General features: G+C 63.4%; 25 protein-coding genes and 1 tRNA gene. 19 read left to right on the top strand and 7 right to left on the bottom strand.

All coding sequences use genetic code 11. The features are described from left to right. The first annotated feature begins 21 nt into the window (after window positions 1-21). From LRQ04_RS12030 to LRQ04_RS12070, 9 genes are all read left to right on the top strand, one after another. Window positions 22-921: a ParA family protein gene (locus LRQ04_RS12030; protein WP_235520400.1), complete on the top strand. Its 900-nt coding sequence runs from the start codon at window positions 22-24 to the stop codon at window positions 919-921. A gap of 27 nt (window positions 922-948) precedes the next feature. Beyond that, window positions 949-1,866 (top strand): ScpA family protein, encoded by a 918-nt coding sequence (locus LRQ04_RS12035; protein WP_235520401.1) that lies wholly within the window; start codon window positions 949-951, stop codon window positions 1,864-1,866. Further along, on the top strand, window positions 1,859-2,515 hold the full coding sequence (locus tag LRQ04_RS12040; RefSeq protein WP_235520402.1) for an SMC-Scp complex subunit ScpB: 657 nt from the start codon (window positions 1,859-1,861) through the stop codon (window positions 2,513-2,515). Before LRQ04_RS12035 ends, LRQ04_RS12040 begins: the two co-directional genes overlap by 8 nt. Before the next feature lie 148 nt (window positions 2,516-2,663). Next, window positions 2,664-3,875 (top strand): pseudouridine synthase, encoded by a 1,212-nt coding sequence (locus tag LRQ04_RS12045; RefSeq protein ID WP_235520403.1) that lies wholly within the window; start codon window positions 2,664-2,666, stop codon window positions 3,873-3,875. A 3-nt stretch (window positions 3,876-3,878) separates the two neighbouring features. Then, window positions 3,879-4,985 (top strand): prephenate dehydrogenase, encoded by a 1,107-nt coding sequence (locus tag LRQ04_RS12050; RefSeq protein WP_235520404.1) that lies wholly within the window; start codon window positions 3,879-3,881, stop codon window positions 4,983-4,985. Next, entirely contained in the window at window positions 4,985-5,698 is a 714-nt protein-coding gene (gene cmk, locus LRQ04_RS12055; RefSeq protein WP_211711350.1) for a (d)CMP kinase, read from the top strand. The genes LRQ04_RS12050 and cmk overlap by 1 nt, the downstream gene beginning before the upstream one ends. Continuing rightward, complete coding sequence (locus tag LRQ04_RS12060) at window positions 5,688-6,422, top strand: 1-acyl-sn-glycerol-3-phosphate acyltransferase (protein WP_235520405.1); 735 nt, start codon at window positions 5,688-5,690, stop codon at window positions 6,420-6,422. Before cmk ends, LRQ04_RS12060 begins: the two co-directional genes overlap by 11 nt. Before the next feature lie 10 nt (window positions 6,423-6,432). Then, window positions 6,433-7,983, top strand: a complete 1,551-nt coding sequence (gene der / locus LRQ04_RS12065; protein WP_235520406.1) for a ribosome biogenesis GTPase Der — start codon at window positions 6,433-6,435, stop codon at window positions 7,981-7,983. 141 nt (window positions 7,984-8,124) lie between these two features. After that, window positions 8,125-8,201 (top strand) — tRNA-Pro (locus LRQ04_RS12070). 128 nt (window positions 8,202-8,329) lie between these two features. Here LRQ04_RS12070 and LRQ04_RS12075 read toward each other — a convergent pair. Next, entirely contained in the window at window positions 8,330-8,776 is a 447-nt protein-coding gene (locus LRQ04_RS12075) for a MarR family winged helix-turn-helix transcriptional regulator (protein ID WP_235520407.1), read from the bottom strand. A gap of 173 nt (window positions 8,777-8,949) precedes the next feature. On the opposite strand from LRQ04_RS12075, the gene LRQ04_RS12080 reads away from it, so the two are divergent. Then, complete coding sequence (locus LRQ04_RS12080; RefSeq protein WP_235520408.1) at window positions 8,950-10,158, top strand: MFS transporter; 1,209 nt, start codon at window positions 8,950-8,952, stop codon at window positions 10,156-10,158. A gap of 78 nt (window positions 10,159-10,236) precedes the next feature. Here LRQ04_RS12080 and LRQ04_RS12085 read toward each other — a convergent pair whose 3' ends face one another. Continuing rightward, a complete protein-coding gene (locus LRQ04_RS12085; RefSeq protein ID WP_235520409.1) occupies window positions 10,237-10,395 on the bottom strand; it encodes a hypothetical protein in 159 nt (52 codons plus the stop codon). Window positions 10,396-10,512: 117 nt separating this feature from the next. On the opposite strand from LRQ04_RS12085, the gene gcvH reads away from it, so the two are divergent. The 5 genes from gcvH (at window position 10,513) to LRQ04_RS12110 (ending at window position 13,579) form a co-directional block, all read left to right on the top strand. Then, window positions 10,513-10,899, top strand: coding sequence for a glycine cleavage system protein GcvH (gcvH, locus tag LRQ04_RS12090; RefSeq protein WP_211711344.1), 387 nt, complete (start codon window positions 10,513-10,515; stop codon window positions 10,897-10,899). Window positions 10,900-11,032: 133 nt separating this feature from the next. Next, the gene (locus tag LRQ04_RS12095) at window positions 11,033-11,509 is read left to right on the top strand and encodes an FHA domain-containing protein (protein ID WP_235520410.1); all 477 of its coding nucleotides are present in this window, start codon (window positions 11,033-11,035) and stop codon (window positions 11,507-11,509) included. A gap of 20 nt (window positions 11,510-11,529) precedes the next feature. Next, window positions 11,530-12,246, top strand: coding sequence for a MerR family transcriptional regulator (locus LRQ04_RS12100; protein ID WP_235520544.1), 717 nt, complete (start codon window positions 11,530-11,532; stop codon window positions 12,244-12,246). After that, window positions 12,246-12,749, top strand: a complete 504-nt coding sequence (locus LRQ04_RS12105; protein ID WP_231339091.1) for a bifunctional nuclease family protein — start codon at window positions 12,246-12,248, stop codon at window positions 12,747-12,749. Before LRQ04_RS12100 ends, LRQ04_RS12105 begins: the two co-directional genes overlap by 1 nt. A 236-nt stretch (window positions 12,750-12,985) precedes the next feature. Next, entirely contained in the window at window positions 12,986-13,579 is a 594-nt protein-coding gene (locus tag LRQ04_RS12110; RefSeq protein WP_308194925.1) for a MerR family transcriptional regulator, read from the top strand. An 89-nt stretch (window positions 13,580-13,668) separates the two neighbouring features. Here LRQ04_RS12110 and LRQ04_RS12115 read toward each other — a convergent pair whose 3' ends face one another. Further along, window positions 13,669-14,478 (bottom strand): ParA family protein, encoded by an 810-nt coding sequence (locus LRQ04_RS12115; protein ID WP_235520411.1) that lies wholly within the window; start codon window positions 14,476-14,478, stop codon window positions 13,669-13,671. Between the two features lie 302 nt (window positions 14,479-14,780). Between LRQ04_RS12115 and LRQ04_RS12120 the strand changes: the two genes are divergently transcribed. Beyond that, window positions 14,781-18,176, top strand: a complete 3,396-nt coding sequence (locus LRQ04_RS12120) for a pyruvate carboxylase (protein WP_235520412.1) — start codon at window positions 14,781-14,783, stop codon at window positions 18,174-18,176. A gap of 84 nt (window positions 18,177-18,260) precedes the next feature. On the opposite strand, the gene LRQ04_RS12125 is transcribed toward LRQ04_RS12120, so the two are convergent. Next, window positions 18,261-20,072, bottom strand: a complete 1,812-nt coding sequence (locus tag LRQ04_RS12125; protein WP_235520413.1) for a long-chain fatty acid--CoA ligase — start codon at window positions 20,070-20,072, stop codon at window positions 18,261-18,263. A gap of 186 nt (window positions 20,073-20,258) precedes the next feature. Here LRQ04_RS12125 and LRQ04_RS12130 point away from each other — a divergent pair, with 186 nt between their 5' ends. Further along, window positions 20,259-21,317, top strand: a complete 1,059-nt coding sequence (locus tag LRQ04_RS12130; RefSeq protein ID WP_235520414.1) for an ROK family protein — start codon at window positions 20,259-20,261, stop codon at window positions 21,315-21,317. 48 nt (window positions 21,318-21,365) lie between these two features. On the opposite strand, the gene LRQ04_RS12135 is transcribed toward LRQ04_RS12130, so the two are convergent. The 3 genes from LRQ04_RS12135 to LRQ04_RS12145 are packed head-to-tail and all read right to left on the bottom strand — an operon-like array spanning window position 21,366 to window position 23,495. Next, on the bottom strand, window positions 21,366-21,920 hold the full coding sequence (locus LRQ04_RS12135) for a hypothetical protein (protein ID WP_235520415.1): 555 nt from the start codon (window positions 21,918-21,920) through the stop codon (window positions 21,366-21,368). Next, a complete protein-coding gene (locus tag LRQ04_RS12140; RefSeq protein ID WP_235520416.1) occupies window positions 21,907-22,710 on the bottom strand; it encodes a carboxylesterase in 804 nt (267 codons plus the stop codon). The genes LRQ04_RS12135 and LRQ04_RS12140 overlap by 14 nt, the downstream gene beginning before the upstream one ends. Continuing rightward, a complete protein-coding gene (locus LRQ04_RS12145; protein ID WP_235520417.1) occupies window positions 22,707-23,495 on the bottom strand; it encodes a carboxylesterase in 789 nt (262 codons plus the stop codon). The genes LRQ04_RS12140 and LRQ04_RS12145 overlap by 4 nt, the downstream gene beginning before the upstream one ends. A 109-nt stretch (window positions 23,496-23,604) precedes the next feature. Here LRQ04_RS12145 and LRQ04_RS12150 point away from each other — a divergent pair, with 109 nt between their 5' ends. Both LRQ04_RS12150 and LRQ04_RS12155 read left to right on the top strand, forming a co-directional pair. Beyond that, complete coding sequence (locus LRQ04_RS12150; RefSeq protein WP_235520418.1) at window positions 23,605-24,396, top strand: 1-acyl-sn-glycerol-3-phosphate acyltransferase; 792 nt, start codon at window positions 23,605-23,607, stop codon at window positions 24,394-24,396. Window positions 24,397-24,462: 66 nt separating this feature from the next. Further along, window positions 24,463-25,866, top strand: coding sequence for a class II 3-deoxy-7-phosphoheptulonate synthase (locus LRQ04_RS12155; RefSeq protein WP_235520419.1), 1,404 nt, complete (start codon window positions 24,463-24,465; stop codon window positions 25,864-25,866). Window positions 25,867-25,883 lie beyond the last annotated feature (17 nt).

A 25,883-nucleotide genomic window follows, 5' to 3' on the forward strand; every position in this document is an offset into this window, starting at 1 on the left:
GTCGAAAGAGTGGTTGGATACGTGAGCATCGAACGGGGTTCCGCAACGCTGGAAGGTACCGGGCTCGATCTGGAAGACGCCGTCATGGGGCCCACCGGGCGCCCTTATCGGGAATTTCCGGAACCCGCTCCGTTGGCCTCCCACGGCCCGGCGAGAGTCATCGCCATGGTCAACCAAAAGGGTGGCGTCGGCAAAACCACGTCCACCATCAATCTCGCGGCTGCGCTCGCAGAGTACGGCCGGCGTGTCCTTTTGGTGGACTTCGACCCCCAGGGAGCCCTGTCCGCTGGGCTGGGTGCGAATCCGCACGAGCTCGACCTCACCGTCTATAACGTCCTCATGGACCGCAAGGTCAGTATCCGTGACGCCATCCAGCAGACCGGAGTGGAAGGCGTGGACCTCCTGCCTGCCAACATCGACCTCTCCGCGGCCGAAGTCCAGTTGGTGAACGAAGTAGCGCGCGAGCAGGTCCTGGACCGCGCACTGAAGAGCGTCGAAGATGAGTACGACGTCGTCCTGATCGACTGCCAGCCTTCGCTGGGCCTCCTGACCGTCAATGCGCTGACGGCAGCACACGGCGTCATCATCCCGTTGATCTGCGAGTTCTTCGCCCTGCGCGCGGTAGCACTCCTGGTGGAGACCATCGAAAAGGTGCAGGACCGCCTCAACCCGCGCCTGCAGGTGGACGGTGTCCTGGCAACCATGTACGACGCCCGCACGCTGCACAGCCGCGAAGTGATCTCCCGCCTGGTTGAGGCCTTTGGCGACAAAGTCTTCGAGACCGTCATCAAACGCTCCATCAAGTTCGCCGATGCCACCGTAGCGGCCGAGCCGATCACCAGCTACGCCGGTAACCACATTGGCGCAGACGCCTACCGCCGCCTCGCCAAGGAACTGATTTCGCGCGGCGGCGCGCCGTAGCCGACGGTGGTACCGTCGCTCGCCCCGATGACTGACACTCCCACGGCCGCGCCACCGGCCGTAGGGGAGACCGCGTCCGACGCCGGCACCTCCGAGGCCCGGAAGCCGGGCTTCGAGGTTCGGCTGGCCAACTTCACCGGGCCCTTCGACCTCCTTCTGGGCCTGATATCCAAGCACAAGCTGGATATCACCGAAGTCGCGTTGGCCACCGTCACCGATGAGTTCATCAAGTACATCCGCCGCCTGCAGGAACTGGGGGAGGACTGGGCGTTGGACGAAGCCAGCGAGTTCCTGGTCATCGCCGCTACGTTGCTGGACCTGAAAGCGGCGCGCCTCCTTCCCGCCGGCGAGGTGGAAGACGCGGAAGACATTGCACTCCTCGAGGCCCGGGACCTTTTGTTTGCCCGGCTCCTGCAATACAAGGCCTTCAAGGAAATCGCCGGGATACTGGGCGGGACCCTGGAAGAGGAGGCACTCCGCTACCCGCGGCAGGTGGCCCTGGAAAGCCATTTCGCGGCATTGCTCCCGGAACTCGTGTGGCGGCACACGCCCGGACAGTTCGCGGAACTGGCGGCCAAGGCACTCAAGCCCAAGGACACGGTGGCCCCGGAAGTTGGCTTGGACCACCTTCATGCCCCGCCGGTCAGCGTGAAGGAGCAGGCGGAGATCATGGGATATCGCTTGAAGCTGGGCGCACCCCTGACCTTCAACGCGCTGACAGCCGATGCCGAGAGCACCCTTACAGTGGTGGCGCGCTTCCTGGCATTGCTGGAGATGTTCCGGGACCGGGTGGTTGCCTTCGAGCAGCCCGAGCCCCTTGCCGTGCTGACGGTGCGTTGGACCGGTGATGATGCCGCGTGGGACAGTTCCAGCCTGAGTGAGGAATACGGGCCAATGCCAGGCGCCGACGAATCCGGGAACGATGGAGACAGTAACAATGAGTGAGCAGGAAATGGAGCCGGACGGGCTGGCTGCGCTCGAAAGACTGCCAGGTGGAGCCCGTGCTGCGTTGGAAGCTGTCCTTATGGTCATCGACGAACCCGCCACCACCGAAGAACTGGCAGCAGGACTGAACGTGACGGTCGCCGTCGTCGAGGATTTGCTGCATGACCTGCAGCGGGAGTATAGCGGCTATACTGTTAAAGCCCCGGACGTGGATGCTGTCGGCTTTGCCGATGCCAGCACTGCACCCCGGGGTTTTGAATTGCGGAACGTCGCCGGAGGGTGGCGGATCTATTCGCGGTCGGATTTTGCCGACATCGTGGGCAGGTTCGTCCTTGAAGGGCAGACCACCAGGCTGACTCAGGCTGCGCTTGAGACCCTGGCGGTTATTGCTTACCGGCAACCGGTCTCCAGGGCCCGGGTGTCCGCGATTCGAGGCGTCAACGTTGATTCCGTTGTCCGGACTCTTACCCAGCGTGGTTTGATCGAGGACTCCGGAAACGATCCCGAATCCGGGGCGGTCCTGTACAGGACAACCTCATACTTCCTCGAACGCATGGGCATCGGCTCGGTGGCGGAACTGCCCCAGCTCTCGCCCCACCTTCCTGGTTTGGAAGGGATCGACGAGTACTACGACGCCACCCGGATGTAGCCAACGGCCACAGACGGCGGCACCAGAACTTAATACGGATACAAGCACCGCAAAAGGTGCACAGCAACAAGGGGCAGACGATGTCTGTCCGGCTGGCTAGTGTTGATTGCAGCACGGAAAGCTGGCCATTACTACACAAGGACGGGTCATGACACAGGCGGGACGCCAGAGTTCACCACGTAACGGTTCGGGACGCAACAGCTCCGGACGCAATGAGGCCAAGGGCGGCGCAGGCCGCTCCAACGCCGGCGGCTTTTCGGGCCGCGGCGGCAGCGCCGGCGCTGGGAAGCGCAACTTCACCCAGGGCGAGGGTCGCCCTTTCAAGGCTTCGAAGCCGCGCGAAGCGGCTCCCTTTGATCCCGACAACCCCACATCGGCCGGCGATTACGACCGCGGCCAGGCTGCCCGGCCTGCTAAGCCTTTCCGTAAGCCCGGCTCCAACAAGCCCGGCTTTGGCAAGGCACCCGGTACTCCGGGTGCGCTGAAGCCCAAACCGAAGCAGGCCAAGCAGTTCGGCTCCAAAGCGTTCGGCAGCGAACGATTCGGCCAGAACCTGGGTCCCATCCGTAAGCCGGGACGCAACCGCGGCCCGCGCCAGGAAGTCCCGCAGTCTGACCTCCACGACGCAGACGGCGTACGCCTGCAGAAGGTCATGGCGCAGGCCGGCGTGGCCTCCCGCCGCGTGTGCGAGGAAATGATCCTCGAAGGTCGCGTCGAGGTTGACGGTGTAGTGACCACCGAGCTTGGCATGCGCGTGGATCCCACGGCTGCCGTGATCCACGTTGACGGCATCCGGATCCAGCTCGACGAAACACTCGTCTACATGGTGTTCAACAAGCCCAAGGGCGTCGTTTCCACCATGGAAGACCCGGAGGGTCGTCCCTGCATCAGCGACTTCCTCAAGAACAACAAGAACAAGGGCGAACGCCTGTTCCATGTGGGCCGCTTGGACGTCGCCACCGAGGGACTGCTGCTGTTGACGAACGACGGCGAACTCGCCAACCGCCTCACGCACCCTTCCTACGAGGTACCCAAGACGTACCTCGTCCAGGTCCGCGGGCCGTTCCCGCAGGGTGTTGGCGCGAAGCTGAAGAGCGGCGTCGAGCTTGAAGACGGTGTCGCCGCAGTGGATTCCTTCCGCCTGGTCGATTCCACTCCCGGCCACGTCCTGATCGAGGTTGTCCTCCACTCCGGCAAGAACCGTATTGTGCGCCGCATGTTCGACGCCGTCGGCTTCCCGGTGGAGCGGCTGGTCCGCGTCAAGGTCGGCCCCATCGGTTTGGGCGACCAGCGACAGGGCAGCATCCGCAACCTTGGCAGGCAGGAAGTCGGACACCTCCTGGCATCCGTAGGGCTCTAGGGCATGTCGGCATTCGGTACGCACGGCCGGGGCCATCTCGATGGCCCGGTCGTCGTTCTCGGTACAGGCCTGCTTGGGGCCAGCATAGGCCTGGGCCTGCGCGGGCGCGGGGTTCCCGTGTTCCTTTTTGATCCGTCACCGACCAACCAGGCGGTCGCCGTGGATATCGGCGCGGGCCGCCCGTTGGCGGAGCTGGACCAGCAGCCTCAGCTTGTCGTGGTTGCCGCACCGCCTGACGTCACGGCCGATGTGGTGGAGAAGGCGCTGGTGGACTACCCGTCCGCCGTCGTCGTCGATATCGCCAGCGTTAAAGCCGGCATCCAGGGTGAACTCCGGGAGCGGAGCGTCGATCTCACCCGGTACGTGGGTACCCATCCCATGGCCGGCCGTGAAAAGTCCGGTCCAGTCGCAGCGCGCGGTGAGCTTTTTACGTCCATGCCGTGGGTTGTTTGCCCCACGGAGGAGACCGGAAGCGCGGCCCTGCAGGCAGCCCGTTCGCTGGCGGGGGACCTCGGTGCGACTGTTTCGCAGTTCACCGCGGACGAGCACGATGAAGCCGTTGCCCTGGTGTCGCATTTGCCGCAGATCATGTCATCCCTGCTCGCCAGCCGTCTTCAGGGGACCCCGCTCCATGCGTTGTCCCTGGCCGGCAACGGGCTCAGGGACACCACCCGCATCGCAGCCAGCGATCCCACCCTGTGGGTGCAGATCCTGGGTGGCAACGCGGAGAAAGTGGTGTCGATCCTGCATGGTGTCCGCGAGGACCTGAACCGCCTGATCGGAACCCTGGAAGAGCCGCTGGCGCCCGGTGCCCGCCTCGACCTGGCGCAACTCATCAGCGAGGGCAACGCGGGGCAGGCTCGGATTCCGGGCAAGCACGGCGGGCCCCCGCAGGCATACTCCTGGCTCACCATCCTGGTGGACGACAAGCCGGGCCAGATCGCGCACCTCCTCACGGAGATTGGGGAAATCGGTGTCAACGTCGAAGACCTCCGGCTGGACCACTCGTCGGGCCAAAACGTGGGCATGGTGGAGCTCTCCGTGCTTCCCAGCAAACACGACCTCCTTGTTGAAGCCCTGACTGACCGTGGATGGCGGGTACTCCAGTAATGACACGAGAATTCTTTGGCCCGGAAACGGTTGCCCGCCCCGGCAAGCCTTTGGTGATAGCCATCGATGGCCCGTCAGGTTCGGGGAAGTCCAGCGTCAGCAAAGAGGTGGCCCGGCGTTTGAAGCTGGCGTACCTCGACACCGGCGCCATGTACCGCGCCTTGACGTGGTACTGCCTCAAGACCGGTGTGGACCTTCACGACGGCGCAGCGGTGGAGGACGCCTCCAAGAAGATTCCGTTGGAAATCAGCACGTCCACAGCCACGGAGTACGTAGCCGTGGACGGAACGGACATCACGGAAGAGATCCGGGACCCCCTGATTTCTTCTTCCGTGAGTGCGGTCGCCACCACCCTTGGTGCGCGCACGGAACTCATTCGCCGGCAGCGGGAGCTCATCGGACAGCACCACCACCGCATGGTGGTGGAGGGGCGCGACATCACCACCGTCGTGGTACCCAATGCCGAGGTCCGCATGCTGCTGACAGCCAGCGAGGAAGCCAGGCTCCGGCGTCGTGGGATCCAGTTGGGCGGTACGCAAAGCAAGGAACAACTTGCCGCCCAGGTCATCCAGCGGGATGCCAAGGACTCCACGGTAGTGAACTTCACGCAGGCAGCCGACGGCGTAGTGACACTTGATTCTTCGGACCTGGACTTCGAGGAGACGGTGGATACCGCCTTGGCTATCGTCAGCAAGGTCATCTATGGCGACTAAGAACCAGCTCCCCGCGCAATGGAGCCGGCTGTGGAGCCGACCCATCGGATGGATCATTGACCATGTTGTCTACCGGACAGTAGTTACAGGCAAAAGCAACGTGCCCGCGGCAGGCCCGGTGGTTTTCGCCGCCAACCACATCAGCTTGCTCGATGGCCCGGTCATGTTCGGTGCTTCGCCCCGTCCCATGCACATTCTGGTCAAGAAGGAGATGTTCACGGGTATCCTCGGCAAGGTCCTCAGGGGCTCCGGGCAGATCCCCGTGGACCGTTCCGGCGACCGCGCGGCCCTGCATTCGGGCAAGAAACTGCTCGACGCCGGTCACTGCGTCGGTATTCTCCCGGAAGGAAGCCGGGGGAGCGGATCCGCGGAAAGCATCAGCAGCGGAGTTGCCTGGCTGGCACTGAACTCCGCCGCGACAGTCATTCCGGTCGCCATTCTTGGAACCCGCCAGGGCGATGAGCATCGGGACCATATCCCCAAACCACGCCGGAAGCTCTATGTCAGCTTCGGCGAACCAGTCACGGTGAAGCGCCGGAAGGGCGAACCCGGGCGTGTTTCAATGGACAGGGCGGCTGCGGACATCCGCGAGGCCCTGGCTGAACACGTCCAGGACGCCATCCGGGCCACGGGCCAGGACCTCCCCAGCGAGCCTGCGCCCGAAGCGCCCACTTCGCAGCACCGCCAAACAGCAGTAGCCGGGACGCCGGCAGACCACCCCTAAGGAAAGTGCAATGAGCGATACGACTCAAAAATCCGGACTCCACGGAGCCGGCGACGACGAATACACGCCCACCGGCACCGACCAGGTGGCGGAGAACCTGGCTGCCCTGGATGACGAGGAGGCCGAACTCCGCGCCGCGTCGCTCCGGGCGGGCCTGGACGATTACGAGCTCGATGAAGAAGATGCGGCACTGCTCAGTGGCGAGTACGGCGACGAGGGCGACGAAGGCCCCCTGAAGCTGGACCCCGTCCTTGCGATCATCGGTCGGCCGAACGTGGGCAAATCCACCCTGGTCAACCGCATCCTGGGCCGCCGTGAAGCCGTCGTGGAAGACACCCCCGGTGTGACCCGCGACCGCGTGATGTACTCGGCCCACTGGAACGGCCGCAACTTCACCCTCGTGGACACCGGTGGATGGGAGCACGACGCCAAGGGCATCCACGCCCGGGTCGCCGAGCAGGCCGAGATGGCTGTGGAACTCGCCGACGCCGTGCTCTTCGTGGTGGACTCCGCCGTGGGCGCGACCGCCACGGACGAGGGCGTCATGAAGATGCTCCGCAAGAGCAAGAAGCCGGTCATCATGGTGGCCAACAAGGTTGACGACTTCGCCCAGGAAGCCGATACGGCTACCCTGTGGGGCCTTGGCTTTGGCGAGCCGTACCCCGTTTCCGCGCTCCACGGCCGTGGTGTCGCCGACCTCCTTGACCACGTCATGGACACGCTGCCCGAATATTCCCTGGTTGAAGGCGTGGACCGCACGGGCGGACCTCGTCGTATCGCACTGATCGGCCGCCCGAACGTGGGCAAATCCTCGCTCCTGAACAAGCTTGCGGGCTCCGAGCGCGTAGTGGTTGACACCTTGGCCGGTACTACGCGTGACCCGGTTGACGAGTTCATCGAACTCGGCGACCGCACCTGGCGCTTCGTGGATACTGCCGGTATCCGCCGTCGCCAGCACATGGCGCAGGGTGCTGACTTCTACGCCTCCTTGCGTACGCAGGCTGCGCTCGAAAAGGCGGAGGTCGCCGTCGTGCTTCTTGCCGTCGACGAAGTCCTCAGTGAACAGGATGTCCGCATCCTCCAGTTGGCTATCGAGTCCGGCCGTGCGCTGGTTCTCGCGTTCAACAAGTGGGACCTGCTGGATGACGAACGCCGCCGGTACCTTGAGCGCGAAATCGAGCAGGACCTGGCACACGTCGAGTGGGCGCCGCGCGTCAACATCTCAGCCAAGACCGGCTGGCACAAGGACCGCCTGGTCCCTGCCCTGGACACGGCCTTGGAGAGCTGGGACCGCCGCATTCCCACCGGACGCCTGAACGCGTTCCTGGGCGAGCTGGTCGCTGCGCATCCGCACCCCGTCCGTGGTGGCAAGCAGCCGCGTATCCTCTTCGGCACCCAGGCATCCAGCCGGCCGCCGAAGTTCGTACTGTTCACCACCGGCTTCCTGGACCCGGGATACCGCCGTTTCATTACCCGCCGCCTCCGCGAAACGTTCGGTTTCGAGGGCACGCCCATCGAAGTCAACATGCGCGTCCGCGAGAAGCGTGGCAAGAAGCGCTGAGTGAGACGGGCATCACAGCCGAGTTTGGCTGAGATGGCGTTGGCACCCTCCAACTTCGTGTAAGCTTTTGGAGGTGGTTCGGCCGGACTGCTTAGGTGGGACTCTTCGGAGGAAAACTTAGGCGGAGAACGGTGGAACCAGCGGGCTGTAGCGCAGCTTGGTAGCGCACTTGACTGGGGGTCAAGGGGTCGCAGGTTCAAATCCTGTCAGCCCGACCATAAAGGCCGGAATCACGCGGAAACGCGTTGATTCCGGCCTTTGGTCGTTAACATGCCAAGTTCACCCGGGCTTGTCCGCTAATCCCTGCGTTCAACGCCCGGGGGAAACGGACAAGACCGGGACCTGGCTAGGCCTTCTGCAGCGCGCCGAGCGCCCGGACGAGGGGTTCAAGCTCCGGCACGGCCTCGGCGGCATCCAATGCAGCTGCCAAGGTGTCGTCATGGACCGGCTTGGCTGCCTCGAGAAGCTTCTGCCCGGCCCCTGTCAGTTCGGTGTAGATGCCCCGGCGGTCGTCTGCGCACAGGATGCGGGTGAGGAGCCCGCGATCTTCAAGCCGATTGACCAGGCGGGTAGTGGCGCTGCTGGACAGGGCCGTGGCGCGGGCCAGTTGCTGCATCCGCATGTGCCAGCCGTCCTGGCGGCTCAAGGCGTCCAGGACCGTGTATTCGACGACGGACAACTCGCTAGCAGCCTGGAGTGCCTTCTCCAGTTCCGCTTCGATGCTTCCATGCAGGGCCGCAAGGGTCCGCCAGCCCTGTGCCCGAACCTCGACGGCGTCATCCTTGATGCCCATGTTTGCTGTGCTCCTCCGTTGTTTAGCCGGCCTCCGACAGACTCACCCAAATGTAGTTGCTTGCGCAAGTATCTAGCGTGTGCAACTATATATAGAGCGTCTGCAACTATTATTCTACGGTTCCCGGCGGCGCACTTCCACTTCCCGGAAACCACCCAGATAAGGAGCTTTACATGCCTGCAGGGTTGATTGCCCTCGCCCTAGGCGGATTCGGCATCGGATTAACCGAATTCGTGATCATGGGCCTCCTGCCGGAGGTTGCTGCCGACTTCCACGTCAGCGAGGCATCTGCCGGATGGTTCATTTCCGGTTACGCCCTGAGCGTCACCGTCGGTGCCCTGCTGGTGACGGCTGCGGTAACCCGCCTGCCACGCAAACCCGTCCTTATGGGGTTGCTGGTCCTCTTCATCGCCGGCAATTTCCTGTCGGCCATCGCCGACAGCTACACGGCCATGCTGATTGGACGCATCATCGCCGCGCTATGCCACGGAGCCTTCTTCGGTATCGGGTCGGTAGTGGCCGCAAGTCTGGTCGCGCCCCACAAGAAGGCCGGAGCCATCGCCATCATGTTCACCGGCCTCACCGCCGCCAATGTGCTGGGCGTGCCCTTTGGAACCCTCCTGGGCCAGAACTTCGGCTGGCGCTCCACGTTTTGGGCGATCACTGCGATTGGCGTCATCGCCCTCCTCGGCATCGCGCTCATGGTCCCCAAGGCCAGCACGGAACCTACCAAGGGCCTTCGCAGCGAACTGGGTGCCTTCAAGTCCGGCCAAGTCTGGCTCTCGATCCTGGTCACCATTCTGGGCTTCGGCGGAATGTTCGGCGCTTTCACCTACATTGCTTTCACCCTGACCGAAGTCTCCGGTTTTGAGTCCAGTGCGGTGCCGTGGCTCCTGGTGCTGTTCGGAGGCGGACTCTTTGTGGGGAACTTCCTCGGCGGCAAGGCAGCTGACAAAGCCTTGGATAAGACGCTCATCGTAATTCTCGCGGGGCTGGTCCTCGTGCTGGTGTTCTTCGCCCTCACTGCGTCCAACAGCATAGCCACCCTGGTATCCCTGGCGTTGATGGGCGGGTTTGGGTTCGCGACAGTTCCGGGCCTGCAGATGCGGGTCATGCACTTCGCCTCCACAGCGCCCACGTTGGCGTCCGGTGCGAACATTGGTGCCTTCAACCTGGGCAATGCGCTGGGGGCCTGGCTTGGTGGGGTCACCATCACAGCCGGTCTCGGCTACACCTCTCCCATCTGGGCCGGCGCGGGCATCACTGTCGCAGCACTTGTGGTCATGGTCATTGCTGCAGCCGCAGCCAAGCGCGGGGGAGTCCCGGCACCTGCTGCAGCGTCCGACGTCGAGCGCGAACCACGCCGGGCGACTGTCGCCTGAGGCTCAGCCACCCGGCGAAAAGTAAACCCGCCACGGACTATTCCGTGGCGGGTTTTGACAGAAGGTGAAGACGAAGCTCTAAAACATCCCGGCCGGGACGCTCGCTCCAAGACTCTGCCGTACTGCGCCGAGGATAAAGCAGGCGCCCGTGGCGACAAGCAGTGCCACCAGTACCAGAATGGCTTTGACCCCCGCATTGCCCTTTTTCCGAGCTGGTACTTGTGCTTGTTCAGTCATGGGTCAATCATGGCAGAGACCCCCTTGGGTGCAGGGGAAATGTGCCTATACTTTCAGCGGTGGCCAGCATTGCGGGCCGCCGTCGAGATTCGTCAATATCCCGATGAAAGGCCACCCGTGAGCAATATTCCAGCAGACCTGTCCTACACCGCGGAACACGAATGGGTATCCGCCCCGGACTCCGAAGGGGTGGTGCGGATTGGCATCACGGACTTCGCCCAGGACGCGCTGGGCGATGTCGTATACGCCCAGATGCCCGAACCGGGCACCAAAGTCACCGGAAACCAAGTGGTGGGGGAGGTCGAGTCGACCAAGAGTGTCAGTGACATCTACGCTCCGGTGACGGGAGAAGTCATCAACCGCAATGACGCCCTTGATACTGATCCTGCCCTCATCAACTCCGACCCTTACGGCGAAGGTTGGCTGATCGAAGTAAAACTGGCCGAGGCAGATGCCGTGGATTCCCTGCTCAGTGCATCGGAGTACGAACAACAGGTAGGCTAAAGTTATCTGGCCCGTCAGGCCGTTTCCCCTTGTGGGAGGGGGTACGGCGGGCCGGGAACCGATTTGCCCGGCGGTACCGGGATGCGGAAGTGCTGGCAGGTTTGGAAATGCCAGCGGATGAGGAGGAAATTCCATGGTTGGCGGCGAACAGAATCAAGCCAATGTCGGGAACGGCGCGGAGGAGCAGCCTACGTCGGAGACCACCTCGATCAGCATCACGCCAACGTGGGATGAGCCCAGCATCGCACCCCAGCTGGGTGCCGAGGAGCGGGCGTCGGTTGACGCCCTGCCGCCGAACTCGGCGTTGCTGATCGCGCACAGCGGCCCTAACGCCGGTGCCAGGTTCCTGCTCGATGCAGACACCACCACGGCTGGACGCCATCCCGATGCGGACATCTTCCTTGACGATGTCACCGTGTCCCGGAAGCATGTCCAGTTCCTCCGGACGGCTACCGGTTTTGAGCTGGTGGACATGGGCAGCCTCAACGGAACGTACGTCAACCACGACCGCGTGGACCGCGTGCAGCTCAAGAGCGGCAACGAGGTCCAGATCGGCAAGTTCCGGTTGACCTACTACCTGAGCCCTGTCCGCGCTGCAGGCCAAGTCTGACGGGGTATCTGCCTGTGGCTATTGCCCAGCCGGACCGCCGCGGACCGCAGGTCCTTAACATCGGGGAAGTCCTTGCTCAGCTGAGCGACGACTTTCCGGGGATGTCTGCGTCCAAGATCCGTTTCCTCGAGGAAAAGGGCCTCATAAACCCGAAGAGGACTCCTGCCGGCTACAGGCAGTACGCCGATCACGACGTGGAGCGGCTCCGTTTTGTGCTGGCCCTGCAGCGGGACCAGTACTTGCCGCTCAAAGTCATCAAGGACTACCTCGACGCCATCGACCGTGGAGAGCGCCCCGAAAACCTCCCGCCGGGCGTCACGGTTTCTCCCCGGGTGGTCTCCGCCGAGATGGCGGCAGACGTGCAGGGGCGTGCCCGCGCCCTGACGGAGGAACAATTGCGTGCCGAGTCCGGCGCCAGCGTGCCGTTGTTGGAGTCGCTCCTGAGTTTCGGACTGATCAGCCATAGCGGCGGGAGGTTCGATGAACACGCCCTTCAGGTCGCCAGGGCATGTGTCCAACTGGAGAGCCATGGACTGGAACCGCGTCACCTCCGTCCTTTCCAGGCTGCTGCGGAACGAGAATTTGGGTTGGTCGAACGGGCCGTCGCTCCGTTGACATCCCGCCGCGACGCGGCGTCCCAAGCGCGGGCAGCCGAGGCCGCCCGCGAGATCAGTGACCTCTGCCTGACTCTTCACAGGGCCTTGGTCCACGGACATATTTCCCGGATGGACGGCTGATGATCGAGGTCGAAATCGTCGGCGTCCGGATCGAACTGCCGTCCAACCAGCCGCTGGTCCTCCTGCGGGAACTCAATGGCGAGCGTCATGTTCCCATTTGGATAGGTACCCCTGAGGCCAGCGCCATTGCCCTTGCCCAGCAGGGCGTCGTCCCTCCACGGCCCATGACCCATGATCTCCTGGTGGACGTGGTGGAGTCGTTGGGGCATTCGATTATCAGCGTCAACATTGTCGCTGTAGAGGACAACATCTTTTACGGACAACTGCAGTTCGACGACGGCACGGTAGTCAGTTCGCGCGCGTCGGATGCGTTGGCACTTGCCTTGCGGGCCAAATGCCGTATCTGGTGTGCCGATGCCGTGATGGAAGAAGCCGGCGTCCGCATTACCGAACACGACGAAGGCGAAGACTCGGAACCGGATCCAACGGTGGACGAAGAGCGTGAGATGCGCCGCTTCCGTGAGTTCCTCGATGACGTTGAGCCCGAGGATTTCGAGGGCTGACGGCACCCTAAGCCTAAAGTTGAGGGTGAAACTTTCGACACGATGTGAATTCGGGCCCAAGGTCTTTGATTTCGGACCTCCGCGGGCCTAACGTCGAAGGTATCAAGTTCCCGTTGCATCCGCTGCCCACGCAAGTCACACTGGAAGGTGCCGTCTTGTGGGAATTACAATGCTGCATTTCGGTGTTGTATGGGTGTGTGCACCGTCCCCAAGGGAACTGAGAACAAGGAGGTCACGTGAGTCCGAAAGGCGAAGCAGGCGAGCTGAAGCAGTCCTCTGCCACCATTGCTGCGCCCGCATCAGGCGCCCAAGGTTTGCTCTTCACAGAGGACCTTCCTGTGCTGGACGAGGACGCGGGCTACCGCGGCCCCACCGCTTGTAAAGCCGCAGGCATCACGTACCGGCAACTCGACTACTGGGCGCGTACGGGCCTGGTTGAACCTGCAGTCCGCGGGGCCGCCGGCTCCGGTTCGCAGCGTTTGTATGGCTTCCGGGACATCCTGGTCCTCAAAGTGGTGAAGCGCCTGCTCGACACTGGAGTCTCACTTCAGCAGATCCGGACCGCGGTGGAGCACCTGCGGGAGCGCGGCGTCGAGGACCTCGCCCAAATCACCCTGATGAGCGATGGCGCCAGCGTGTATGAATGTACGTCCGCTGATGAAGTCATTGATCTGGTGCAGGGCGGACAGGGTGTGTTCGGTATCGCCGTGGGGCGCGTATGGCGGGAAGTTGAGGGAAGCCTGGCCGCTCTTCCGAGCGAGCACGCCGCCGAGCAGTCCTTTCCGGACGACGAATTGAGCAAGCGCCGGGTAGCGCGCCGTATCGGCTAGGAACCAACCACAAAGAATTCGCAGGACACAGAAAGGGCCTCTTCCCCACAGGGGAGAGGCCCTTTTTGTGTTGCGTAGGAGCGGGGAGGCTACCGCTGACGGCGGTCCCGCACGGCGGATTGGCCTTCCACGAGGTTTTGGAGCAGGGCGTCGAAGAGCTTGGCGGAATTCTTGGCCGAGTCGCCGGGCCAGTGGTGGACCGAATGCGCGGCACCCTGGATCTGCTGCCAGTTGGCCTGTTCGGGGATGTGGGGCGTCAAAAGCAGTTCCCCGAACATGGATTCCATCTCGGCCAAGCGGAACGTGTGCTCAGCCGATCCCGTGCGTACCCGGTTGGCAACGATGCCGGCGGGGGCCAGGTTGGGCGCGAACTCCTGGCGGAACAGCTGAATGGCGCGCATTGTGCGCTCGGTGCCGGCCACGGAGAACAGGCCCGGCTCAGCGACCAGGACCACGCGGTCACTGGCGCTCCAGGCCATGCGCGTCAGGCCATTGAGCGACGGAGGGCAATCCACCAGGACAAGTTCGTAGGCGGCAGTACCCGCCAGCACCGTGGACAGCCTGCGAAGATCGCGGCGCCCCAGGTCCGGGCGGTCATAGATTCCAGTGAAGGCCGAGCCGACGGCGACATCCAACGTGCCGTTGCTGGAGCCGTTGGAAACCCAGCTGCTGCTGGCAACGTTCTCCTGGATTTTGGCTTTGCGGGGGCTCTTCAGCATCCTGCCGATGTCCAGTTGCGAGCCCGGCTGCACGCCAAGGGCCGTCGTGGCGTCGGCGTGCGGGTCGAGGTCCACCACCAGGGTGGGGATGCCGGCTGCGAGGGCCGCGGACGCCAGGCCAGTGGTCACGGACGTCTTTCCGACGCCACCTTTGAGGCTGCTGATGCTGACTACTTGCACTTGAAAAACCAAAACCTAACGCCGGTTGCCGTATCGCGCTGATTCGGCTCCGGACGCACCGGAGCCGGGGTTTGCCGAACCCCCTCAACATCATATGGTGCATCGCCACGGATTCCCGCTTTCTACGCGCCAGGGCAGCCAACGGAACCTATCCCGATAGCACGGCGTCGGGTCGCGCGCACGCATATACAGTCCACATGACGATTCCTTTGTGATGGTTGCCACAAAGATTTGTGTTTGATGCTGGCGGCACTACACACTGTGACCACCGACCGATCCACCCGCAATGATGCAGGAGAAGTATGTTTTCGAAAATTCTGGTGGCCAATCGCGGCGAAATCGCGATCAGGGCGTTTCGCGCTGGTTATGAACTGGGCGCCAAGACCGTAGCCGTCTTTCCGCATGAGGATCGCAACTCGATCCACCGGCAAAAGGCCGACGAAGCTTATTTGATCGGCGAGGTGGGCCATCCCGTCCGCGCGTACCTGGACGTGGAGGAGGTTGTCCGCGTCGCCAAGGAAGCCGGCGCTGACGCCATCTACCCCGGCTATGGTTTCCTTTCGGAAAACCCGGATCTGGCGCGTGCTGCCAAAGCCGCCGGAATCACCTTCGTTGGTCCTCCGGCCGAGGTGCTGGAGTTGGCAGGCAACAAGGTTGCAGCCCTGGAAGCGGCACGCAAAGCCGGCGTCCCGGTCCTGAAGTCGAGCAAGCCTTCCAAGGACCTTGATGAGCTCATTGCCGCCGCAGACGAGATCGGCTTCCCCATCTTCGCCAAGGCCGTCGCTGGTGGTGGCGGCCGTGGAATGCGGCGCGTGGAAACACGCGAGGCATTGCCCGAGGCTTTGCAGTCCGCCATGCGCGAGGCCGACGCCGCCTTTGGCGATCCCACGATGTTCCTTGAGCAGGCCGTGCTGCGCCCCCGCCACATCGAGGTGCAGATCCTGGCCGACGCCGAGGGCAACGTCATGCACCTCTTTGAACGTGACTGTTCACTCCAGCGACGCCACCAGAAGGTAGTGGAGATCGCTCCTGCGCCAAACCTGGACGAGAACATCCGCCAGGCGCTGTACCGCGATGCTGTCGCTTTCGCGAAAGCCCTCAACTACGTCAATGCCGGAACGGTCGAGTTCCTGGTGGACACCGAGGGTGAACGGGCCGGCCAGCACGTCTTCATCGAAATGAACCCCCGTATCCAGGTGGAACACACGGTGACCGAAGAGATCACGGACGTCGACCTCGTGCAGGCCCAGATGCGGATTGCTTCGGGGGAAACCCTCGTGGATCTCGGACTGAGCCAGGACTCGGTCTCCATCAAGGGAGCGGCTATTCAGTGCCGCATTACCACGGAGGACCCGGCCAATGGCTTCCGCCCGGATGTCGGAAAGATTACCGGATACCGCTCCGCTGGCGGCGCTGGAGTCAGGCTCGACGGCGGTACCGTCTACTCGGGTGCCGAGATCAGCCCGCACTTCGACTCCATGCTGGTCAAACTCACCTGCCGTGGCCGGGACTATGGCGCTGCTGTAGCCCGCGCACGACGGGCGCTGGCGGAGTTCCGCATCCGCGGCGTTTCCACGAACATTCCCTTCCTCCAGGCAGTTCTCGCCGATCCCGACTTCAACGCGGGCAACGTGGCTACGGACTTCATCGACAAGCGCCCCGAACTCCTCAAGTCCCACATCTCAGCAGACCGTGGAACCAAGCTCCTCACCTGGCTCGCTGACGTCACGGTGAACAAGCCCAACGGCGAGCTGAAGGTCCACACCGACCCGGCCAGCAAACTTCCGGCCATTGAAGGTCCGGTTCCCACCTCCGGCTCGCGCCAGAAACTGCAGGAACTGGGGCCGGAAGGCTTCGCGAAGGCGCTGCGTGAACAGCAGGCACTGGCGGTTACGGACACCACGTTCCGGGACGCCCACCAGTCCTTGCTGGCCACCCGCGTCCGTACGCGGGACCTGGTGGCTGCGGGCCCCGCTGTGACGGCCCTGATGCCGGAACTTCTTTCCGTCGAAGCATGGGGTGGAGCGACGTACGACGTCGCGCTCCGCTTCCTTGGCGAAGACCCCTGGGACCGTTTGGCCGCTCTGCGGCAGGCTTTGCCGAATACCTGTATCCAGATGCTGCTCCGCGGACGCAACACCGTCGGTTACACCCCCTACCCGGAAGAAGTGACGGAGGCATTCGTCAACGAAGCCGCCGCCACGGGCATCGACATCTTCCGTATCTTCGACGCCCTCAATGACGTGAACCAGATGGCGCCGGCCATCCGCGCTGTGCGTGCGACCGGTACGGCTGTGGCCGAAGTGGCCTTGTGTTACACGGGTAACCTCCTCGATCCCAACGAGGACCTGTACACGCTTGACTACTACCTGGACCTCGCGCAAAAGATCGTCGACGCCGGTGCGCACATCCTTGCGATCAAGGACATGGCCGGCTTGTTGCGTCCCGCAGCCGCCGCGAAGCTGGTGTCGGCGCTGCGTGAGCGGTTCGACCTTCCGGTCCATCTGCACACGCACGACACCGCGGGCGGCCAGCTGGCAACCCTCCTGGCGGCCGTGGACGCAGGCGTGGACGCCGTTGACGTAGCAGCAGCTTCCCTGGCAGGAACCACCAGCCAGCCCGCAGCGTCTGCACTGGTTGCGGCCTTGGCCAACACTCCCCGTGACACCGGATTGAGCCTGGACAATGTGGGTGCCCTGGAGCCCTACTGGGAAGCGGTCCGCAGGGTCTACGCTCCCTTTGAGTCAGGATTGCCGGGTCCCACAGGCCGTGTCTACCAGCACGAGATCCCTGGTGGCCAGCTGTCCAACCTCCGCCAGCAGGCGATTGCCCTTGGCCTAGGGGAGCAGTTCGAAGCCATCGAGGATATGTACACCGCAGCTGACCGGATCCTCGGCCGGTTGGTCAAGGTGACGCCGTCCTCCAAGGTGGTGGGCGACCTCGCACTGCACTTGGTAGGACTGAACGCAGATCCTGCGGACTTCAACGAGAATCCGCAGAACTACGACATCCCGGACTCCGTGATCGGCTTCCTGTCGGGCGAACTCGGTAATCCTCCGGGAGGTTGGCCCGAGCCGTTCCGCACCAAGGCCCTCCAGGGACGCAGCGTCAAGGTCCGCGACGTGGAGATCAGCGCCGAGGACAGTGCAGCCCTCAAGGGTGACTCCAAGACCCGACAGCACACACTGAACCGGCTCCTGTTCGCAGGGCCCACCAAGGACTACCTGAAGAGTGTTGAAAGCTACGGAAACATCTCGGTGCTCGATACCCGTGACTACCTGTATGGGTTCCAGCACGGCGAAGAGCACGTGATCGAGCTGGAGAAGGGCGTGCGCCTCATCGCACAGCTGGAAGCTGTGTCCGAGGCCGATGAGAAGGGCATGCGTACCGTCATGTGTACCCTCAACGGCCAGTCCCGCCCCGTGGTTGTCCGGGACCGATCCGTGGTCAGCAACGTCAAGGCTGCGGAGAAGGCCGACCCCGCGCAGCCGGGCCAGGTAGCGGCTCCGTTCGCCGGTGCCGTCACCGTCACGGTCAAGGCAGGGGACGTCGTCAACGCAGGCGACACCGTTGCCACCATTGAGGCCATGAAGATGGAAGCGTCAATTACGACGCCGGTGGCAGGCACGGTTTCGCGGCTCGCCATTTCTTCGGTGGAGCAGGTCCAAGGTGGCGATCTGCTGCTGGTGATCGGCTAGCAATCGGCCAAAAAAGTACCCCGTCCGCATTGACTTGGTCAATGTGGGACGGGGTACTTTTTTGTTCGCCGTGGGCTGCGTTCGCTAGGAGGCGCGGGGCGCTGAGTACATCTCCTCGATGATCGCGTCAAAGTCCTTCATGACCTGGGCGCGCTTGACCTTCAGGGAGGGGGTGAGGTGCCCTGAGGCTTCTGTAAAGTCGGCGGTGACGATCCGGAAGGACTTGATCGCCTCGGCCTGGGAAACAGACTGGTTGGCCTTGCTGACCAGTTCCTGCACGGCGGCCTTGACCACCGCGTGCCCGGCAGCCTCGTCGAGTGAGGTTTTAGCGGGGAGTCCGTGACGTTCCAGCCACCCCGGCAGGGCCTCTTCGTCCAAGGTGACCAGAGCGCCGATGAAGGGACGGTTGTCGCCAACCACCAGGACCTGTGAGACCAGCGCATCGGCGCGGATCTGGTCCTCAAGGAGGGCCGGAACCACGTTCTTGCCGCCGGCGGTGACGATGATTTCCTTCTTCCGGCCAGTGATCTTCAGGAACCCGTTGCTGTCCAGTTCGCCGATATCGCCCGTGCGGAACCATCCATCAGTGAAGGTCTCTTCAGTCAGGTCCGGCCGGTTGAAGTAGCCGCGCATCACACATACACCCTTGGCAAGGATTTCGCCGTCGTCAGCGATCTTCACGGAGTTACCGGGCAGGGGAGCGCCCACTGTGCCGATCTTGATCATGGAGGGTGTATTGACCGAAATCGGGGCAGTGGTCTCCGTGAGCCCGTACCCTTCCAGGATCTGGAGCCCAATGCCCTGGAAGAAGTGGCCCAGGCGTTCCCCCAAGGGACCGCCACCGGACACGGCATGGGCCACGTGGCCGCCCATGGCATCCCGGAGCTTTGCGTAGACGAGTTTGTCGAACACGGCATGCTTGATCTTCAGCCCGAGCCCCAGTGACCCGGACTGGCGGGCTTTGGAGTAGGCGATCGCCGTGTCCACGGCCCGGTGGAAGATCGCACCCTTACCGCCGTCCTCCGCCTTGGTCAGCGCTGAGTTGTAAACCTTCTCAAAGACGCGGGGGACAGCAAGGATGAAGGTGGGCTGGAAGCTTTGCAGATCGGCCAGCAGGTTCTTGATATCGGGGGTGTGGGCCACCTTGACTCCACCGGCCACGGCCAGGACCGAGATGAAGCGGGCAAAGACGTGGGCCAGGGGCAGAAACATGATGGTCTTGCCGTCTTCGTTGATGATTCCCGGGAGGGACGCACGGGCGTTCTCTGAAAGCTCCACGAAGTTGCCATGGGTCAGTTCGCACCCCTTCGGACGGCCCGTGGTGCCTGACGTGTAGATAATGGTGGCAAGGTCAGCCAGCCCCGCGGCGGAACGTCGTGATTCGAGTTCGTCATCGGATACTCCCGCGCCGGCAGCGCGGAGTGCATCCAGTCCCGTACCCTCAAGCTGCCACACGTTGGCTACCGAGCTGATATCTTCCGCGGCAACCGCCTGGCGGATGATGTCCTCGTGGTGGGCTGCTTCGCCAAAGGCCGCCACTGCGCCGGAATCGCCCAGGTTCCACGCCACCTGCGAGGGAGAGGACGTTTCATAGATGGGCACCGAGACTGCGCCGGCAAACCAGATGGCGAAGTCTACGAGGGACCATTCGTACCGGGTCCTGGACATGATTCCGATTCGGTCGCCCTGCCCTACTCCACTGGCAATCAGGCCTTTGGCAAGGGCCTGCACGTCCGCGAGGAAATCCTTGGCGCGAATGTCCTGCCACTGGGCGTTGCTGTCCAGCTTGGAAAACAGTGCAGGGTTGGATGCCTTCTCCGCTGCCCGAATCACGAAGTCCGTGATGTTGGTTTCCGGAGCGATGCTCACGAGGGGAGGAACACTGATTTCACGCACGCTAGCTCCTTTGATATGCACGGGCCACGAGGGGCTGCTTTCACTCTAGTATGCCCGCTCATGGAGGTGTGTTCTATTTCACCTACTGGCGAGTAACTTTACGGATTACCCGTCATTTCAAGCAACTCGGGCCCTTTGGGGGCGCCCGGTTCCCGTAGTGAGGGGGCTGGCGAATAGGATGAGGGGATGCCCGCATTTAGGTCCAGCTCCCGTGCCCGACTCAGGCCTCCAGCGCCGGTCTTCAAGGATGTTCCCTGGGGTGCGCGCCGCAGCCACATGGGCCGGCGGGGGCTGGCGATCGGGATCGACATAGGCGGCACCAAGGTGGCGGCCGGCGTGGTGGACGCGGAGGGGCGCGTCCTCGCTGAAGCCCGACGCTCGACCCCAGGGTCCGACCCGCGGGCTGTGGAACAGACCATTGTGGAGCTCGTTGACGAGCTCAGCGCCGGGCACCGTGTCGCTTCGGTGGGAATCGGTGCCGCAGGGTGGATGGACCTCGACGGCGGCACGGTCCTCTTCAGCCCCCATCTGGCCTGGCGCAATGAGCCCCTGCGGGACAGCCTGCAAAAACTGCTCCGGCGGCCGGTACTGCTGACCAACGACGCCGACGCGGCGGCCTGGGCAGAGTGGCGCTTCGGTGCAGGACGCGGCGAGAGCCGCTTGGTGTGCATCACCTTGGGTACAGGTATTGGTGGTGCCATGGTGATGGATGGCAAGGTGGAGCGCGGCCGATATGGCGTGGCCGGCGAATTCGGCCACCAGATCATTTTCCCCGGAGGGCACCGATGCGAATGCGGTAACCGAGGGTGCTGGGAGCAGTATGCCTCAGGCAACGCCCTGGGAAGGGAAGCCCGGCAACTGGTCCGGACGAACTCTCCCGAGGGGCGGGCGCTCCTGGAAAGGGCAGGTGGCACGGCCGAGAACATGACCGGGGCCACCGTCACATCCCTGGCCCTGGCCGGCGACGCCACCTCCCGGGAGCTTCTGGCAGACCAGGGAGAATGGTTGGGACTTGGCCTGGCCAATCTCGCAGCTGCCCTCGACCCCGGAACGTTCGTAATCGGCGGAGGACTGTGCGATGCAGGGGAGTTGCTCGCTGGCCCGGCGCGGGAATCGTTCGCCAAGAACCTTACCGGGCGCGGATTCCGCCCCATGGCCAGGATTGACCTGGCTGCCCTCGGTCCGCGGGCCGGAATGATCGGTGCTGCAGACCTATCGCGGGTCAGCGGACGCGCGCACAGCTAAGTCCGCAGGACCAAAGGGGACGTAGGACAAAAGGGGGGGCGTAGGCACCTAGAGGCGGGCGCCGTCGTCGTCCTCATTCTTTTCCTGGGGAAGCCGCATGATGAGGTAGACGACCGAGACCACGAAGGCCGCGACGATCCCCATCACCGCGGTCAGTGGCGCGGACCGCCAGAACATGGCCGTGAACAGCAGTGCCAAAGGACCTCCCACTGCGCCGACCCATGCCAGCATGATCAAGGGCTCGGTGCCCGCCAAACTGGGTGGCTCTTCGGGGACAAAGGCATCGTCCAGGTCCTCGACCTCAAAATCGCGGGGGCCCAAAGGCCGGCCTGCACCCTCACCCGTGTCCGGGACCGCGGACGCGTCGGGCGAAGGTTCAGTAGCGGGCGTCGTTAGTCCCAGCGGATCAAAGTCCTTGAACGCCTTGCCGGTACCCCGCTGTGGCCGTCCGCCGTCGCCGGGCTCGGGCTCCTCACGTGGTGGGTCCGAGTGTTCCGTGGACGACGAGGGCGTGGCCTCCAGCCTGGCCACGAGGTCCAGCCATACGGCGTCGTCATCCTTGTTCGCGCTTTGATCGGCGGAGTTGGGATCAGGCCTGTTCATGGGCGGTGTCCTTTTCGGGGGAAGCTCCGTGTCCGGCCAGGTTCGCAACGGTTTTTTGGATGAAGTCCACCGTGCCCTGGAAGATCTCGGGGGCATCGTTATCGAGCGTGGCCACGTGGTAGCTGTTGGCCAGGTAGTGGATGTCGACAGGGGCGCTGGAGCGGGAACGAAGGAGTTCCAGGCTTGCCTTCGAGATGACGTTGTCCACTGTTGATTTGTAGACACGAACAGGAGCATTGATGCGGGGGAGAAGGGCAGCAGTGTCCTTGTACATCTTCTTGAGTTGATGGGCTGCAGCCACCGGCGTTCGGGTGTAGGCACCTTCATCCTGGTCCGGCTTGAGGATGTCGTTGGCGATGGCCGGAGTCGACTTCACCACATACTTCAACGCCGCTACGACCACTGCACGCGGGTCATCGAGGACCAGTCCCGGGTTGACCACGATAGTTCCGGCTACGGGTCGGGTGGCCGCGATCCGCAGGGCCAGGGTACCGCCCATGGACAAGCCTGCAGCGAAGACGTAGTCGCACTCGGCCGCCAGTTCGAGGTATGCATCGTCAACTGCCCGGTGCCATTCCCGCCAGGAACGGGTGGCCATGTCCTGCCAGGTGGTGCCGTGGCCCGGAAGCAGGGGCAGGCGGACAGCGTAGCCTGCAGCGGCCAGGTGTTCAGCCCACGGCCTGACGCTGTGCGGGCTGCCGGTGAAGCCATGGGACATCACAACGCCAACGCGTGGCCCGATCCCGTTCCACTGGCTGGAGAACGGCGAGAAATCCGGAAGCATGTTCATGATGACTCTGAGGCTACTCTGTCGTAGGCGTGCTGACGGAAAAACCTGGCGGATTCTTCGAAAATGGTGGGCGCGTCCACATCCAGGGTGGCTACGTGCCCGCTATGGGGAAGCGTCACGACCTTCAGGCGCGAGGAAGCGATGTGCCGTTCGATGGTGGCCACGGAACTTGGAGGGATGACGCCATCCACCGCCGATTTGAATACCAATGCAGGTGCCTGCACTTCCGGCAGGCCACGGGTCGCGGCGCGGAAAAGCTTCTTCAACTCGTGCACTGATTTCAAGGGAGTCTTGGAGTAGTCGCCCGTCTCATCGGTCTCCGGCGCCGGTGAGTCCTCCACAATGGGGGTGGTGGTCCGCATGACATACTTCAGGGCGCCCACGTACTTCACCCGCCTGTCATAGAAGCTGAGGCCGGGATTGACCAGCACCAGGCCAGGCACGTCGTGGACTGCGGCAACCCGAAGTGCCACGGCACCTCCCATTGACAGCCCGGCAACGAAACAGGTCCTGGTCTGTCCAGCAAGTTCAAGGTAGCTCTGCTCGAAGGTCCGGTACCACTCCTGCCAACGGGTGGAGGCGAGGTCCTGCCAGCTGGTCCCGTGGCCGGGGAGGAGCGGCACGGAGACGGCAAATCCCTGGGAGGCCAGATACTCAGCCCACGGGAGCATGCTCAGGGGGCTGCCCGTGAAACCGTGGCAGATGGCCACGCCCGTGGAGGCGTTTGGTCCATGCCCGGCATAGTGAAAGGCGAGCGTCGCAGCAGGTGAAGGGCGTTCCGTCATGCGTCCCATCGTGTCACTGTTCCGGAGATTTCTCACTGGAGTAGGGTTGCTGTTGAGTGCCGGCCGGGTTGCCGGAAGCATGCCAACCGTCGGCCGTGAGGGGACTAACGTGTTCTATTGGGTCATGAAGAGGATTTTCCTTGGTCCGATCCTCAAGCTTCTGTTCCGTCCCTGGGTCAAGGGCGTGGATAACGTTCCCGACAACGGCGCAGCCATCCTTGCTTCCAACCACTTGTCCTTTTCCGACTCCATCTTCCTTCCCTTGATGGTTCGTCGCCCCGTGATCTTCCTGGCCAAGTCCGAGTACTTCACCGGGAAAGGCATCAAGGGACGGCTGACTGCGATGTTCTTCCGGTTGAGCAACCAGCTCCCCATGGACCGTTCGGGCGGCGCTGCGTCGGAAATGTCCCTTCAGGCAGGAAAGGATGTGCTGGCGTCCGGAGGATTGTTGGGAATTTACCCTGAAGGCACCCGCAGCCCCGATGCCAGGCTCTACCGCGGCAAGGTGGGCGTCGCCAAGCTGGCCCTTCAGACGCGGGTGCCGGTAGTGCCGGTAGCCATGATCGGGACCGAAAAGGTCCAGCCCATCGGCAAGAGACTGCCAAATATCCGCCGGATCGGCATCATCTTTGGGCAGCCGATGGACTTCAGCCGCTACTACGGCCTGGAGGACGACCGCCAGGTCCAGCGGGCCGTTACCGATGAAATCATGTCCAGCCTGATGCGCCTCTCAGGCCAGGAATACGTGGATGAGTACGCAGCAGTGGTCAAGGCCCAGCTCGCCGGAAAAGGCCCTGAGCCGGTCCGGAAAGTCGAGGTTGCCGAGGACTCGACCCCCGACATCTCCGATGACAGGGATGAACCCCGGAGCGGGGCGAACGGATCAGCAGGGAAACTGTGACGCCCCGGCCATCGTCAGTTACGGCTGCAGTCCCGCAACCCTGCCGGAGGCTACTACTCTTTAAGGGTGACTGAGCTAACCGCGAACACCGCACCCGCCATTGCAGACCCCCTCGCAAGCACCGCCCAGAGCGGAGCTGCGAACTATCCCGGGCTTGACGCCTGGCGGGACCTGCCGATCTCCCAGCAGCCAACATGGTCGGACTCCGAGGTCTTCAAGGCTTCCGTCAAAGAGCTGTCAGCGGTGCCGCCGCTGGTTTTCGCCGGTGAAGTGGACGTCCTCCGGGAACGGCTCGCAGCCGCTGCCCAGGGCAAGGCCTTCCTCCTCCAGGGCGGAGACTGTGCCGAGACTTTCGAGGCAGCAACGGCGGACAAGATCAGTGCACGGGTGAAGACCATCCTCCAGATGGCTGTCGTTCTCACGTACGGTGCCGCCATGCCCGTCATCAAGATGGGCCGCATGGCCGGCCAGTTCGCCAAGCCACGCTCCTCCAACGATGAAACGCGCGACGGCGTGACCCTCCCCGCGTACCGCGGCGACATCGTCAACGGTTACGACTTCACTCCAGAGTCACGCGCACACGACGCAAGCCGCATGCTCAAGGCGTACCACACCTCCGCATCCACCTTGAACCTCATCCGGGCGTTCACACAGGGCGGCTTTGCTGACCTTCGCCTGGTGCACCAGTGGAACAAGGGGTTCACAGAGAACCCTGCGCACGCACGCTACGAGTCCCTCGCGCGGGACATCGACAGGGCCATCAGCTTCATGGATTCGTGTGGCGCCGACTTTGAGGCACTCAAGCGCGTCGAATTCTTCGCCAGCCACGAAGCACTGCTGCTGGACTACGAGCGCGCGCTGACACGCATCGACTCACGCACGGGCCTGCCGTACGACACGTCGTCGCACTTCCTGTGGATCGGTGAGCGGACCCGCGAACTGGACCACGCCCACGTGGACTTCCTGTCCCGTGTCCGGAACCCGATCGGCGTCAAGCTTGGTCCGACCACCAGCGGTGACGACGCCCTGCGCCTGATCGATAAGTTGGACCCCAACCGCGAACCGGGCCGTCTCACTTTCATTACCCGCATGGGTGCCAAGAACATCCGCGAGAAGCTGCCCGCCGTCGTCGAGCGTGTGACTGCCTCCGGTGCCCAGGTCCTGTGGGTCACGGACCCGATGCACGGCAACACGGTCACTTCGCCCAACGGCTACAAGACCCGCAACTTTGACGACGTCATTGACGAGGTCCGTGGCTTCTTCGAGGTCCACCACTCGCTGGGTACGGTCCCGGGCGGCCTTCACGTCGAGATGACGGGCGACGACGTCGCGGAGTGCCTGGGCGGTGCCGATCCGATCGACCAGGACGCGTTCCTGGACCGCTACGAGTCGGTCTGCGACCCGCGCCTGAACCACATGCAGTCGTTGGAGATGGCGTTCCTGGTGGCCGGGGCGCTCTCCAAGCGCTGACGACATGAACTGACAAA

The organism is Paenarthrobacter sp. AR 02 (assembly GCF_021538675.1).
In the GTDB taxonomy this organism is placed as follows: domain Bacteria; phylum Actinomycetota; class Actinomycetes; order Actinomycetales; family Micrococcaceae; genus Arthrobacter.